The sequence below is a fragment of the Streptococcus cristatus genome (assembly GCF_001578775.1).
Lineage (GTDB): Bacteria > Bacillota > Bacilli > Lactobacillales > Streptococcaceae > Streptococcus > Streptococcus cristatus_A.
The window spans coordinates 585,410-600,049 of the sequence record NZ_KQ969062.1 but is presented as its reverse complement, the minus strand read 5'-3'; the positions used below and the strand labels follow the sequence as shown (position 1 = coordinate 600,049).

General features: G+C 42.2%; 12 protein-coding genes and 2 pseudogenes. 4 read left to right on the top strand and 10 right to left on the bottom strand.

Going from position 1 to position 14,640, the window contains the following annotated elements; translation table 11 throughout:
* The first annotated feature begins 168 nt into the window (after window positions 1–168).
* The 3 genes from SCRDD08_RS02935 to SCRDD08_RS02925 all read left to right on the top strand — a co-directional run bounded on the left by SCRDD08_RS02935 (window position 169) and on the right by SCRDD08_RS02925 (window position 4,180).
* A complete protein-coding gene (locus tag SCRDD08_RS02935) occupies window positions 169–1,428 on the top strand; it encodes an NRAMP family divalent metal transporter (protein ID WP_061422370.1) in 1,260 nt (419 codons plus the stop codon).
* 119 nt (window positions 1,429–1,547) lie between these two features.
* A complete protein-coding gene (locus tag SCRDD08_RS02930; protein ID WP_061422369.1) occupies window positions 1,548–2,753 on the top strand; it encodes a DUF2974 domain-containing protein in 1,206 nt (401 codons plus the stop codon).
* Window positions 2,754–2,983: 230 nt separating this feature from the next.
* Window positions 2,984–4,180, top strand: a complete 1,197-nt coding sequence (locus SCRDD08_RS02925; RefSeq protein WP_061422368.1) for a ferredoxin reductase family protein — start codon at window positions 2,984–2,986, stop codon at window positions 4,178–4,180.
* Window positions 4,181–4,302: 122 nt separating this feature from the next.
* On the opposite strand, the gene SCRDD08_RS02920 is transcribed toward SCRDD08_RS02925, so the two are convergent.
* A complete protein-coding gene (locus SCRDD08_RS02920; RefSeq protein WP_061422367.1) occupies window positions 4,303–5,568 on the bottom strand; it encodes a DUF6287 domain-containing protein in 1,266 nt (421 codons plus the stop codon).
* Window positions 5,569–5,745: 177 nt separating this feature from the next.
* Window positions 5,746–7,743, bottom strand: a complete 1,998-nt coding sequence (metG, locus tag SCRDD08_RS02915) for a methionine--tRNA ligase (protein WP_061423251.1) — start codon at window positions 7,741–7,743, stop codon at window positions 5,746–5,748.
* 364 nt (window positions 7,744–8,107) lie between these two features.
* On the opposite strand from metG, the gene SCRDD08_RS02910 reads away from it, so the two are divergent.
* The gene (locus SCRDD08_RS02910) at window positions 8,108–8,578 is read left to right on the top strand and encodes a DUF805 domain-containing protein (protein WP_061422366.1); all 471 of its coding nucleotides are present in this window, start codon (window positions 8,108–8,110) and stop codon (window positions 8,576–8,578) included.
* Window positions 8,579–8,703: 125 nt separating this feature from the next.
* Here SCRDD08_RS02910 and SCRDD08_RS02905 read toward each other — a convergent pair whose 3' ends face one another.
* From SCRDD08_RS02905 to SCRDD08_RS02875, 8 genes and pseudogenes are all read right to left on the bottom strand, one after another.
* Window positions 8,704–9,288 carry a hypothetical protein gene (locus SCRDD08_RS02905; protein WP_061423250.1) on the bottom strand — a complete coding sequence of 195 codons (585 nt, stop codon included), beginning with the start codon at window positions 9,286–9,288 and terminating at the stop codon, window positions 8,704–8,706.
* Window positions 9,289–9,333: 45 nt separating this feature from the next.
* The gene (locus tag SCRDD08_RS02900) at window positions 9,334–10,170 is read right to left on the bottom strand and encodes an energy-coupling factor transporter transmembrane component T family protein (RefSeq protein WP_061422365.1); all 837 of its coding nucleotides are present in this window, start codon (window positions 10,168–10,170) and stop codon (window positions 9,334–9,336) included.
* Window positions 10,163–10,966, bottom strand: a pseudogene (locus SCRDD08_RS12170) (energy-coupling factor ABC transporter ATP-binding protein); the annotation flags it as partial. The pseudogene SCRDD08_RS12170 and the gene SCRDD08_RS02900, both read right to left, overlap by 8 nt.
* 27 nt (window positions 10,967–10,993) lie before the next feature.
* Window positions 10,994–11,848: pseudogene (locus tag SCRDD08_RS12165) on the bottom strand (ATP-binding cassette domain-containing protein); the annotation flags it as partial.
* 6 nt (window positions 11,849–11,854) lie between these two features.
* Entirely contained in the window at window positions 11,855–12,616 is a 762-nt protein-coding gene (locus tag SCRDD08_RS02890) for a nucleoside phosphorylase (RefSeq protein ID WP_061422363.1), read from the bottom strand.
* A 614-nt stretch (window positions 12,617–13,230) separates the two neighbouring features.
* Window positions 13,231–13,590, bottom strand: coding sequence for a TfoX/Sxy family protein (locus SCRDD08_RS02885; RefSeq protein WP_061422362.1), 360 nt, complete (start codon window positions 13,588–13,590; stop codon window positions 13,231–13,233).
* A gap of 9 nt (window positions 13,591–13,599) precedes the next feature.
* Complete coding sequence (locus SCRDD08_RS02880) at window positions 13,600–14,013, bottom strand: VOC family protein (protein WP_061422361.1); 414 nt, start codon at window positions 14,011–14,013, stop codon at window positions 13,600–13,602.
* 56 nt (window positions 14,014–14,069) lie between these two features.
* On the bottom strand, window positions 14,070–14,640 hold a 571-nt coding region (locus tag SCRDD08_RS02875; RefSeq protein ID WP_231089321.1), incomplete at its 5' end, for a helix-turn-helix domain-containing protein.

Here is a 14,640-nt window from a genome sequence, read left to right as displayed (position 1 = left end):
CAAATTCTCCCTTAAATCACAGAGACTTTTTTGATCTGGGATTCATCTTATTTTCAGAAAGTTTCAAGAAATCCTCCAAGAAGTATTGACAAAAGTAGAGTAAAAAGATAAAATGACACTACATTCAGAATTGTCTGAAAATTCATTTTTTATAATAAGGAGATTATTATGCTAGAACAAACTCAGACATCTACCTGGCAGTCTAAACTAAAAGCTCTAGGCCCTGGGATCCTCATGGCCTCTGCTGCTGTTGGTGGCTCTCATATTGTTTCCTCTGCTCAAGCGGGTGCCAAGTATGGCTGGGCCTTGATGGGACTGGTCATCTTGGCCAACCTCTTCAAATATCCCTTCTTTCGCTTCGGTGCTGAGTATACCTTAGAAACTGGTCACAGCTTAGTTGAAGGCTATGCACAAAAAGGAAAAGTCTACTTAGGCATCTTCTTCGTTTTAAATGTCTTCTCCGCCTTGGTCAATACAGCAGGGGTTGGAATTCTCTGTGCTGCTATCATCGCTAGCGCCTTTCCAAATGCCCTTGGACTCAGCATTACTCAATGGTCTCTGATTCTCATCATCCTGATCTGGGCAATGCTACTCTTTGGTGGCTACAAGTTCCTCGATGGCCTTGCCAAATGGATCATGTCCGCTCTAACCTTTGCAACCGTTATTGCGGTCATCGTTGCCATTATCAAGCATCCTGAGTACGGAGCAGACTTCGTTGAAAAGACACCTTGGCAAATGGCTGCCTTACCTTTCATCGTTTCTCTAATGGGCTGGATGCCAGCTCCAATCGAGATTTCAGCAATCAACTCCCTCTGGACTGCTGAGAAAGGAAAATCTGTCAATATCTCTGTCACGGACGGACTCTTTGACTTTAACGTTGGCTATATTGGTACAGCCATTCTGGCTATCTTCTTCGTCGCTATGGGGGCTCTCATCCAGTATCCAACTGGTCAAGCAGTTCAAGATGCTGGTGCTGCCTACATCCAGCAATTCGTTGGGATGTACGCATCCGTTCTTGGCGACTGGTCACGGATTCTGATTACTTTCATCGCCTTTCTCTGTATCTTTGGTACGGTTATTACCGTTATCGATGGCTATTCCCGTGTAAATGCTGAATCTCTACGCCTCCTTCTCAATGAAGAGAAGACTTCTCAAAAAACTCTGCATATCTGGATGACAGCTACAGCTATTATCGGTGGCGTTATCATCTACTTCTTCCAAGGTAGTGTGGCTCTCATGCTTCGTTTTGCCATGATTGCTTCCTTCCTGACTACTCCATTTTTTGCCCTTCTAAACTATCTCCTCGTTACGAGCGAGAATAAACATCTGAGCAAATGGCTAAAAAGTCTTTCCATCCTTGGTTTGATCTTCCTCTTTGGCTTTGCCTTATTCTTTATCTACGCCATCCTCATCGGTAAGGCTTACTAAATCAAAAGAGCTGGAAACCTGAAGCACATCTTCAGGTTTCCACTCTTTTCTTTTTTCTTTCCTAACAATCTACGTCCACTTATGCTATACTGGAAGAAGATAGAATATTGGAGATAAATATGGGAATAATTTTTGATTACCTAGACCAAGTAGCTTACGATAGTATCTACGACACCCCCTTTAATGAACTGGATATGCTGATGCTGACGGAGATAACTTATCTGCCTTTTGACCAGATCGTATCTGATCAGATGTCCCCTGATTGTAGTTGCCGCTTGTTTGAAGCTGCTGAAAAAGTGCCTCAAGATTTGTCCATGTTGGTGACTAAAAATCGTCTGAAACTTTTAGAAAAGGTAGCTAGCTCAACCCGTTTTAAAAATATTAAGCTTATGGGCTATGTCAATGATATTGATCCTGATGTTCAAAAGCAGTTTGCAGCTATGATTTTCAAAATCAAGCCTGATAGCTATGTTCTAACCTTCCGCGGAACCGATGATTCCATTATCGGCTGGAAAGAGGACTTCCACATGACCTATATGGATCAGGTCCCAGCTCAAAAAACGGCGGTCAATTATCTGCAAAAAGCTATGGACGCTCTGCCTGGGCAGTTCATCCTGACAGGTCACTCGAAGGGCGGCAACTTAGCTTCCTACGCTGCTAGTCAGATCGAGCCAGAATACCAAGAGCGCATTCAGAATATTTACAGCTATGATGCTCCCGGACTGAATCACTCGGTCATCACCAGTCAAGGCTACCAGACTATTTCAGACAAGATAAAGCGCTACATTCCGCAGGGCTCTATCGTCGGAATGATGCTCGAAACGCCCAAGCAGGCTCAGATTGTCAAAAGTACAGCTATCGGCGGTCTGGCCCAGCACGATACCTTCACTTGGCAGATCAGCGGCCAGACTTTTGTCCTACTAGATAATCTCAATCCAGAAAGCCTTCAAGTAGATAAAACGCTGAAAAACTGGGTAGATAGCGTTTCTGATGACGAACTAAAAGACTTTTTCGATCTCTTTTTCGGCCTCATCCTAGATGCTGGTATCAGCTCCATCAATGACCTCACCAAGCTGGAAAATTTCAACAAAATCCTAGCTGTTTTTGAAAATGCCAACGCCCTCACTGACCAGGAGCGGGAAATGCTGGCGCGCCTGGCCAAGCTACTGGTAGACATGCGCTACCAGTCTTGGAAAGACGACATGAACCTGCTGAAGCCTAGCAAGCTTGTTCAAGAGGTTAAGGAAAATCTATCCGAATTCACTAAGAATCTTTCTTTCACAAGTAATGAGCCTGTTCAAACAGATGAACCCGATGAGCAATAAGCTATAATACAGCACTTGGCAACTCTCTAATATGAAAGAAAAACACTCCTGTCACAATCTAGAAAACTAGACTCAGGAGCGTTTTTTATGGCTAATAAGTGAATTCTCTAAAATTGGAAGCAACTTGTAGCATGATTACAACTCAGTCTTGACAGCTTGTTTTTTCTTTGTTAGAATGTAATGAATTCATTTACAACTAAGTAGTGATAAAAATCAGAAAGGAGAACATCATGAAATCTATCAAAGGAATCGCCCTTATCGCTGTCAGCATAGTCCTGACCATCTATGCTTGGGCTTCAGCTGGAATGACCAACTTTATCGTACCCGGTCTGGCCTTAACTACCCTTTCGCTGACCTTTTTACTTGCGACTCGGAATGCCCTATTGGAAAAATGGTTCAATGGCATCGAAAAGATGTACGCCTATCATAAGTTTACAGCTATCTTTTCCGTCGTCCTGCTCGCTCTCCACAACGTTGCCATGGGTGGCAGTCTCTGGGGCTCTCATCTAGCAGGCCAGCTTGGTAATGTCGGTATCTATCTCTTTGTCAGCATTGTTCTGGTGGCCTATCTTGGCAAGCACATCAAATATGAGGCTTGGCGCTGGATTCACCGCCTTGTCTATTTGGCCTATATCTTTGGTCTCTTCCACGCTTATATGCTGATGGGCGGTCAACTCCTAACACCTACCTTGCTAGGATTCGTTGTGGGATTCTACGCTATCATCGGTTTAGCTTCTGGCTTTTACATCATCTTCCTCTACCAAAGTTTGGCCTTTCGCCATCTAGAAAAAATCATGCAGGTCAAACGCCTAAACCACGATACCGTGGAGTTGAAGATCCAGCTCAGTCAAAAGCTAGACTACCAGTATGGACAGTTTGCCTTTATCAAGATTTTCCAAGAAGGATTTGAAAAAGCGCCACATCCTTTCTCTATCTCTGGCGGTCATGACAACATTGTTTACTTTACTATCAAGAACTCTGGTGACCATACTAAAAAACTTTATGACAAGATCCAAGAGGGAACCAAGGTCACCATTGACCGGGCTTATGGCCACATGATTCTTGACCAGGGGCAGGAAAAGCAGATTTGGATTGCTGGCGGGATTGGCATTACGCCCTTCATTTCCTATATCCGTGAAAATCCTAATCTGAATCGTCCAGTCAGCTTCTACTACGCTTATACTGGAGCAGAAAATGCTGTTTACCTAGACCTCCTCAAAGACTACGCGGCCAAGAATCCGCAGTTTAACCTTCATTTGGTTGATAGTAAGGTCTCTGGCTATTTGGACTTCAAGAATTATCCTTTGGACGACAAAACCACCGTCTTCATGTGCGGACCTGTCAAGATGATGGATAAACTAGCCAACGAATTTAAAAAGACCAATCCTAAAGCAGATCTGGTCTATGAAGGTTTTAAGTTTAAATAAAGAAACCAAAAAGAGGAGTTCAATCCTATTTTTTCCCATTTTTCTTTGTTTGTTTTAAACAAAAGTGTGATATAAAAATCCGAGAACAGTAACTATTTCTGTTCTCGGATTTTTAATTTTTCCTACTGTCTATAGTAGTATTGATCACCAGGGACATTTCCGATATTCTGACCAAAAACTAATCTCGGTCTACTACTATCAGATTGATCACCATACGGATTTCTAAAGCCAATTTTAAATAAAGCAATCATAGCCCCTGAATTCCCTGACCGAATGTTGAGTGTTGGAAACTTAGAATTGGAAATCGGATTTGGTGAGATACTCTCATTTCTGTTCGTTTTTCCATCTGCGGATATAATTACTTCCAGACCTTCTCCATTTTTCCAGACACCTGCTAAAGTCGCATAATCACCTTTCATAATGGCTTCAATGTCTAAATCTTGTTTCTCTACTGAGTCAGTAGTATATTTTTCCCACCACTTATCTTGATATTCTCTAAAACTAATTTGATTTGTTTGACCAAATATTATTCTTTTTTCAGAACTAATATCTCCATTTGGTCCCTCAATATTTTCTGGAACCAATAACACTGAAATTTCTTTACCCTCTACAGCTATTTGGTTTACTCCAATAAAGTATGCTTCATAATAGTCTCCTATTTTTCTAGGCAGTTTATTCTCATTCAACTTATATTGCATATGAGAAGAGCCACTCCAAAAATTCCAATCATTGCCTTTTCCAGTAAGTCTTGGGAATACACTGGTTCTATTTTGAAAATAATCTTCAGGCTTATATGCATATAAAGTAAATCCTGAATCAGCTATTGATTGTTCCAAATCGTCATTGGAATAAACACCGTTAAATGAAGATAAGTTCCCCTTGAGTACTAAGTCCTGGTCTTTGGCATTATCTGATTTTAAAAAATCTTTTTGATTGGAAAATATCATTTCATGGTCTATATCTCCATCAGATAAAGTAACTGTAATAAGTTTAGCTTTGTCATCAAATACTTCAATAGTAATCTTAAAACTATCATAACCATCAGATTTTTTCATTTTGCTAGTGGATGTTTTTTTCTTTTCCTCTTCTTTCCAATTAGTCTCAAAAATACCAGAAACCATACCATCAGAGGTTTGATAGTCTATTTTCCACTTATGGTCAAGGGAACTAATTATAGCTTTACTGCCAGTATTAGAAATATACTCCCCTGTAATATCAACTTTATCTGAACTATATATATGTTCACTAACTTCTTTAGTATTTTTCGAACTATGTTGCTTATAGACAAAAAAACAAACTAAGCCTAGGATAGTTATAAAAATAATAGAACCCCAAAATATAAATTTCTGTTTTTTAACTCTATTTGTTCCCCTGTAACTTTTTCTCATATTTCCCTCCGATTCATTTAATAATTTTTAACTCCCTTATAAAACCAATGTCATTATAACTTTTTGATTTTGAATTGTAAATCCTTAAAATAAATATATGAGTTATTTCTAAATAGAAAATACTAATAAATCCCCCAGCAGCTTCCTGCTGGGGGATTGTCATTAGATTAAAGATTGCTACCCAATCAAACTTCCATTTGTCACTTTCTCGTCCACGGTAAGGAGAGTCAGTTTGTCGCCGTGTTCAGCTGAGAGAATCATACCTTGGCTGATGCGGCCCATCATTTTGCGCGGTTTGAGGTTGGCTACGATTTGGACTTTCTTACCGACCAGTTCTTGCTCGTTTGGATAGTATTTAGCAATACCAGAGAGGATTTGGCGGTCTTCGCCGTCTCCAGCATCTAGGCGGAACTGGAGGAGCTTATCAGAGCCTTCAACCTTAGAAACTTCTTTGACTTCTGCAACACGGATTTCTACCTTATCAAAGTCGTCAAACTTGATCGCTTCACGGTTAAGTTTAAGCTCGACTTCTTCTGGATTCCATTCTTTTTGAGCCGCTGGTTTGTTTCCTTCCATTTGTCCTTTGATATAGTCGACTTCTGCTTCCATATCCAGACGTGGGAAGATTGGTGTTCCTTTTTCTACAACTGTCAGACCTGTTGGGAGCTGGTCAATTGCTAGGTTTTCTAGTGAAACTGCTTGAGGCAAGCCAAGTTGGCTGAGGACAGCCTTGCTGGTTTCCATCATGAAAGGCTCAATCAAGTGCGCCACAACACGAAGGCTAGCTGCCAAGTGGCTCATGACTGCTGCCAGTTCTTTGACCTTGGTTTCATCTTTTGCCAGAACCCAAGGAGCGGTTTCATCGATGTACTTATTTGTGCGGGAGATGAGTGTCCAGACTGCTTCTAAGGCGCGTGGGTAATCAACTGCATCCATGTGTTTGTAGTAGTCAGCGATGGATTCAGCTGCCACTTGAGCCAGAGCACCATCAAAGTCCGTTACATTTTCTTCATAGGCTGGCACTTGACCGTCAAAGTACTTGTTAATCATGGAAACAGTACGGTTGAGGAGGTTTCCAAGATCGTTGGCTAGCTCGTAGTTGATGCGGCCAACATAATCTTCTGGCGTGAAAGTTCCGTCTGAGCCGACCGGAAGACTGCGCATGAGGTAATAGCGTAAAGCATCCAAGCCATAACGTTCGACCAGCATTTCAGGATAGACCACGTTTCCTTTAGACTTAGACATCTTGCCATCCTTCATGACAAACCAACCATGAGCAATCAGGCGGTCAGGCAGCTTGATGTCCAGCATCATGAGCAAGATTGGCCAGTAGATAGAGTGGAAACGCAGAATGTCCTTACCCACCATGTGGAAGACCGTTCCATTCCAGAATTTGTCGTAGTTAGCATGGTCTTCCTGACCATAGCCAAGGGCCGTCGCATAGTTGAGCAGGGCATCAATCCAAACATAGACAACGTGTTTAGGATTTGATGGTACAGGAACGCCCCAAGTAAAGGTTGTACGAGAAACTGCCAAATCTTCCAAACCAGGTTCAATAAAGTTTTTCAACATTTCATTGAGACGGCCGTCTGGCGTAATGAAGTCGGGCTGTGATTTGAAAAATTCTACCAAGCGGTCTTGGTACTTGCTGAGGCGGAGGAAGTAAGACTCTTCTGATACCCACTCCACTTCATGTCCAGATGGCGCAATTCCGCCGGTTACCTTTCCATTTTCATCACGGAAGACTTCAGCCAGCTGGCTTTCAGTAAAGAATTCCTCATCAGATACAGAATACCAGCCTGAATATTCACCCAAGTAGATATCATCTTGGGCTAAGAGACGTTCAAAGACGTCAGCCACAACCTTTTCATGGTAGTCATCAGTCGTCCGGATAAATTTATCGTACGAAATGTCTAGCAGTTTCCAGAGTTCCTTGACCCCAACTGCCATGCCATCGACGTAAGCTTGCGGGCTGATACCAGCTTCCTCCGCTTTTTGCTGGATTTTTTGACCATGTTCATCCAGACCAGTCAGATAGAAAACATCGTAGCCCATGAGGCGCTTGTAGCGAGCCAAAACATCACAGGCAATAGTCGTATAGGCAGACCCGATATGAAGTTTACCAGACGGATAGTAGATAGGGGTTGTAATATAAAATGGTTGTTTTGTAGTCATTTTTAATCCTTTCAAGGCTAATGAAACCTTTTTTGATAACACTTCATTATATCATATTTCCTAGCGATTGAAAGAGGGGACCTGACATTGATTTTAGACGTTCTTCTCTTAAAATAAATAAGGACGATAGGTTTTATTCCATAGTTTCTTTCGACGATAGTAATAGTAAAGAACAGCTCTATTCATCAAATCAGTTGAGAAACAAGCATCTTAGTTTGTTCATAATTCTTCTCTAGCGCTATAATAAAACAGCTTGATTTAGCCATCTATTTTGTTCTAGTCAAAGATCGCTATTTCCCCAAAACTTGCCAATTCTTGCTAAATTATAGTAGACTATATAAAAAATATTTAAGGAGATTACTACATGATTGATGCATATAAAAAATTTTGGAAGGGCTATGTGGATTTCACCGGTCGCTCAACTCGCCCAGAATATTGGTGGCCAATTCTCTGCCATTTTTTAGTAATGATACTAATACTTTGTACTGCTCTTCTGATTGAGACGGTTTTGAACTCTGAGACTGGAGGAGCCTTATCTACCGCCTTTGCTGGCCTGATGGTTATCTATTACATTGCAATTCTGCTTCCCTCTCTCGCCATTCAAGTTCGACGATTGCGAGATGGTGGCTATCATTGGGCTCTTCTCTTTTTGTACTTGGTCCCACTTTTTGGCCATTTTATTCTGTTTATTTTTTATTGTCAGCCTACAAAATATGAACTTGTTAGCAATGATTCCTATAATAATACAGACTACCAAGATCAGCAATTTAGCCAAAATCCCTATCAAGAGCAGCAAAATTACCAACAAAATTTTGTGGTAACTGAAAACGAGTAAAGTCCATTTGAATAAAATAAAAACCATTCTACTTTAACAGGCCTCCCGAAAAGTTAGATTTTTTATGTCTAACTCTTTGGGAGGCCTGTTAAATTCACCTGATTTTTTCTGTTTGTTAAAGCATACTATTTTTCCACAGCTTCATTATAGATTCGAATCCGAGGGGCAACTTGATTTATTATATCTAAAAACTGTAATAAGTCAATATATTTTTGATCCGTATAAGGTCCAAAAGCCAGACGAATATCTTTATTAGAACTCATTGGATTGTAATACAGATACAGGTGATGAACTTTTGCATACTTTGTTTCTTGCACTTCCTCAATCTTAATGGTCACATCAGATAAGTCAGAAAGCATGAGAAATTGGAAATAACTATCAACCCGTATGATGGCATCCTTGTAGAGATAGAGAGATAGGCTTTCACGCGCATAACGAGAGTCGCTATAAATCAATTGAAAATCCTTTTCAAGCTCTGGAAAGTGAGAATAAAGTTCTTGACAGCGTCGCAAACTTTTTTCTCTATTAACTATAGCAAGGCAAGTAAAGAGACCACTCATCGCCATTAGCAAGATGATTGAAATAAGGGCCATTCTCCCCCCGACTTCATCTGTCTGTGACAAAGCCAAGAGCAAAACGAAAGCCCCTAGACCACAAAAAACAGGAAAAAGTAATTCCTTATAAAATTTAAAATTTATTTTTTCTTGCACCAATTATCCTCTCAATCCAAACATGGCTCATTTTCCACCTCGATCCTAGGCCCAAGGATTATAAAAGCGTCCTTGATTAACAACGAAAAGAAGAAGGCTAAGAACTAGTAGAAGGACGGACACCAAGATTACAAGTTTGTCTAGTTTTCCGAAGACTTGCTGGGTGTACCAGGTCCGCTTTTTATTTTTCCCAAAGCGGCGTAGCTCCATGGCCGTCGCGATAGTATTGATTCGCTCGAGCGAGCTGAAAATTAGGGGAATGACGATTTGCAGATTGCCCTTGACCCGCTTGCTGAGGGAAGCTTTTTGGGATAATTCTTGTCCACGCGCCTCTTGAGACATCTTGATGAGGTAAAATTCCTCCTGCAAATCTGGAATATACCGCAGGGTCAGACTGACCGCATAGGCAATCTTATAGGAAAGGCCGATTTGATTTAGACTGGAAGCAAATTGACTGGGATGGGTGGTCATGAGAAAGATCACCGCTAGGGGAATCGTTGAGAAATACTTGAGCAAAAGATTCAAGAGATAAAAGAGTTCCTGAAGCGTGAGATTATAAGCTCCCCAGCCTGTCCAAAGCAAATTCTTTGCTCCATAAATCTCTACCCCATACTGAGGGGCAAAGAGATAGACCATGAAAATATTCAGCGCTGCAAAGGTTCCCGCAAAAGCCAGAACAAAAGAAATATCTTTCAGCCGAATCTCAGACACTCGAAATAACATCAGAGAAGCCAGAGCCACAATAAGGAGGAAACGCGTATCGTAGCTCATCATGGCCGCCACTGAAACCAAGATAAAAAAGATGAGTTTGCTGGCACCAGAAAGAGCATGGAGAAAAGTCTTTCCGGCATGGTAGCCAATCAATTTCTGTTGATTAAACATGACTTTCCTCCTTTTTTCGCATGTAAAATTGGGTCAGAGCTAGCGGATCCACTCCCAGCTTCTCAGCCAAGCTAAAAATCGATGTTTCCTTTAGATTGGCCGCTGCAATCAACTCATGATTGGACAAAACCTGAGCAGGCGACTGGTCTGCTAAAACCTGACCGTCCACCACCACGATGGCCCGATCCGAATAATCCAGCATGAGCTGCATATCATGGGTAATCATAATAATCGTGTGTCCCTGCTGGTTTAGCTCATCGAGAAAGTCCATCATTTCTGTATAATGGCGCTGATCCTGACCAGCTGTCGGCTCATCCAAAAGGATAATCTCTGGATTTAACACCAATATAGAAGCAATGGTCACCCGCTTCTTCTGACCAAAAGACAGGGCTGAAATCGGCCAACTGCGGAATTCATAGAGGCCACAAGTTTTGAGCACAGCATGAACCCTTTCTTCAATCTCTGCTTCTGCCAAACCACGCAACCGCAGTCCCAGAGCCACTTCATCAAAAATCATTGTGGTCGAAATCATCTGATTGGGATTTTGCAGGACATAGCCAATCCGCTCCGCTCGCTCCTTGATAGAGTCTCCCTTGATATCCCGCCCCTGCCAATGATATTGCCCTTCTGTATCAATAAAACGACAGAGAGCCTTGGCTAGCGTAGACTTGCCAGCACCATTTTTGCCAACGATGGCTATCCGCTCACCCTTGAAAATCTTCAGACTGATATCCCGCAAAATAGGTCTGTCACTCTTATAGGCAAAGGAAACATGGTCGAGTTCTAAAAGAGCTTCGTGCTTACTGTCAACCTGCTCTACTTTTTGCTCGGTCAGTCTCTGAGAAAGTTCCGCAAGCTCCAGCTTGGTCAAATCAGCCAGATGAGCTACGCTTGCTACATCGAAACCAAGCTGCCGCAAGGCTGTGATATAGAGGGGTTCTCGGATCCCATTTTCCGCTAATAGCTCCGTCTTGAGCAGATCTTCCGGCGCACCGTTAAAGAGGATTTGCCCATCATTGACAAGAACAACTCGATCAACAGGTCGATAAAGAACATCTTCTAAGCGATGCTCGATGATGATGGTCGTGGTTGCAGCTTCTCTATGAATCCGATCAATCAAGTCAATCGTGTCCTGACCAGACTTGGGATCGAGATTGGCCAAAGGCTCATCAAACAGCAAAATTGGACTCTCATCAATCAAGACACCCGCCAGACTGACCCGCTGCTTCTGCCCACCAGACAAGTCTTGAGGACGATGGTCCAAAAGCTGCTCTAGTTCCAGCTGCTTCGCCCAACGCAGGACTTTCTCCCGCATCAAGGGCAAATCCACCATATCATTTTCCAAGGCAAAGGCCAGATCCTCTGCCACACTGAGTCCGATAAACTGACCATCCGTGTCCTGCAAGACCGTGCTGACAAGATTTGACTTGTCATAAATACTGCTATCAAAGGCTGGCTGTCCCTTAATCAAGAGTTGTCCACTGGCCTGACCCTTGTAAATATTGGGAATAATACCGTTGAGGCACTGACCCAAGGTTGACTTACCAGAGCCAGACGGCCCAATCAGCAGCACCTTTTCCCCTTCATAAATGGTCAGATTGATATGCTTCAAAGTTGGCTCCGACTGAGCCTGATATTGAAAACTAAAATCTTCAAATTGAATAATTGGTTTTTTCATGTTTTTCTATAAGGCCAGAGCGATCTGAATCGCCAGATTGGCCACCTTGTCTTTCTCGTCTAAGTCCGCGTGATTAGCCAGGTTGCGCATATCCCAAGCCTCCTCAGACAGATGATCCGCCGCATAAAAGAACTGGCAAACTTGAACGCCACGAAAGGCCGCCAGAGCTGCTACAGCCGAGCATTCCATATCCACACAGATAGCTCCCGCCTCTTTTCGCCTGCGCAGCTTGTCCGCAGTTTCTCGGAAAATACCGTCGGTCGTCCAAACCTTGCCCAAGCTATGAGAAATCCCTCGTTGCTCAAGGAAATCCAAGAGAAAATCCTGCGAGCCGACATTGACCGCTATCTCCGAACTAGCCGGCTGATAATGATAGCTAGTTCCCTCATCGCGTAAGGCTGCTGTCGGAATAATGACGGATGTTGCTTTGATATCCTCGTCCAGCACACCACAAGTCCCAAAGAGAACCAGCCTTTTCATACCAAAAGCAATCAAATCCTCCAGAATAGCCACACAAGCAGAAGCTCCAACTGGTGCATTGAAAAGAGCTAGCTCCTGCCCATCCGCAAAGACCCGATAGATAGGAATTTCAATGTTAGCCATAGACGTCGTCGTAATCAACTCATGGTCAAAATCCGCCAGCATTCGGGCAAAGGTCTCCCGAGCAAAGCAGGACACTGCTGTCTGCGGAAATCCTTCAATAGGATCTATCAAATCCTCTGGATTAATGATGGCCTTACGGTTTTGATCAAACTCTTCAAGAATCATCGACTTGTTTTGTCCCTTTCTTTAGCATAAAATAGCCAGTTAATCTCCACTGACTCTATCCTACTATTGTACCATAAAAAGGCGGTCTACTGACTATCGCCAGCATATTTTCTAGCTAGCCAAGGATATAGGCAGGCTCTATAGCAAGGATGGGTTCAAGCGCATTTCAAAACAAAAAAGAGATACTCATCATATTGACTATTAAATCATAATCTCTGATTTCCACCAAGCACCTTAGAAATAATGTCTTCATGTTTCAAAAAATTGAATTTCTGAATTCCAATAATTACGGTGCACATCTAGAATTTTTCAGAAAAGTTTGTAGGTGCTTAATTATCTAGTATTTCTATCTAAACCAACGTGTATATACGCTGAGTACTTCTGTTCTAAAGAATTAAAATCCAAACTCAGTGAGGTTATAAACCACCTTTGCTACCATACTTCTAAAACATGCTCCTTCTCCAAAACGAACTCTGGCATTGGTATAAAATCCGTGCAACAAAATACGAAAAAACTGTATCCATGAAGAGTCTTTCCGACTTAAAGCTTCATCAATACAGCTTCTGAGAATATATTTGAATTTCTAAGAAAGCAAAACTCATTCTGAGCAATTCTTACTTTTTATCATGCTGCGTCAGCTCCTGATTGTAGGACAAGGCTAGACCAATCCAGTAAGATAATTCTTTTTGTCCCTCGACATCTAAATCAATATAGCCATGATAAAGCTTGCCTTTCATTAACGTCACACTAGCACCATTTTTAGGCAGGACCTGCTTTTCCATTTCCTTACCGATGCGGACCATGACAAGCTCTTGACTTCTCGAACTCACAGTAACGGTCATCTTACCTCGGACCATAAAAGCCAAACCACCAAACATCTTCTTCTCTTCTAGCTCTTCTTCAAAAACATGAGGGGGAAGAGCAATAGCTAAAATGGCACGGACTTGCTGGGCTAGGGATTCACTATAAGCCATCCTTCTACCTCATTTCATCACATCCCAGCCGATACCAAAACGGTCAATCAAACGGCCATAAAACTTAGCAAAAACTTGATTCTCTATAGCATAGAGAATTTGTCCACCTTCAGCAAGCTTAGCAAAGAGCTCATCGGCTTCTTCTCTACTATCTGGGCTCAGAACCAACCATTGATTAGGCTGATGATTGCTAGGAATAGATAGGTCATTAAAAACACCTACATCCTCACCATTCAGGGTTAAGTTTTCCGTATCTAAGGCAATCCAAGCAATCTTATCCCGTTTTTCTGCAGGAAGGTTTGCTGGGCCCATCATCTCACTGGCTCGGACAAGTCCCTTTATCTCTGTCTGAAAAAGATCTGCATAGAAACGAAAAGCTTCTTCGGCCTGACCATTAAAACTTAAAAACACGTCTAATTTCATTATTGTTCCTCCAATTGTTTATAACTGAGAATAAATCTCTAGTATCAGTTTATCAATTAAGATAAAAATTTTCTTATTCTCAATTGCGCTTGTTTGGCTAGGGAACGCATGATTAAAACTGGAAGATTAACTGTAATAGGAGGATCACTGGGCAAGGGCCTGCGCATGCTGATTTCCTCCTGATAGATGCTATCGCCTGAAAAAGTGAGAGGCTCATCGCTGCCCCAGCGAAAGTTATGCTTCAAGACATAGTTTTTAGTTAGGCATAAATCCTCCAGCAATTCACAGGCCAAAAGATAGTAGTGACCATCCGGTACATTTTCAAAAATAAACCGGCTCTCCTGACTCAGTGCTACTCCGATAACCGGCTCTTCTTTGGGTATGCGGGTTTTAAAAAGCCCGACACAACTAATACGTGGTTCATACCCCTCAGGATAAGATAGCGTCACAGTCAATCGATTGCCACTTTTACAGTCGGGATCCTGATGCAAAAAAGCTCCCTTCTCATCCAGCTGTTTGACCATGAAATCATAAGCCTTGGTTGATTCCTGATAGTATTTTTTAGGCGAAAGTCCAGTATGCCGCTTAAACGTATTGGAGAAGCTGCCTAGGCTATCATAACCAGCT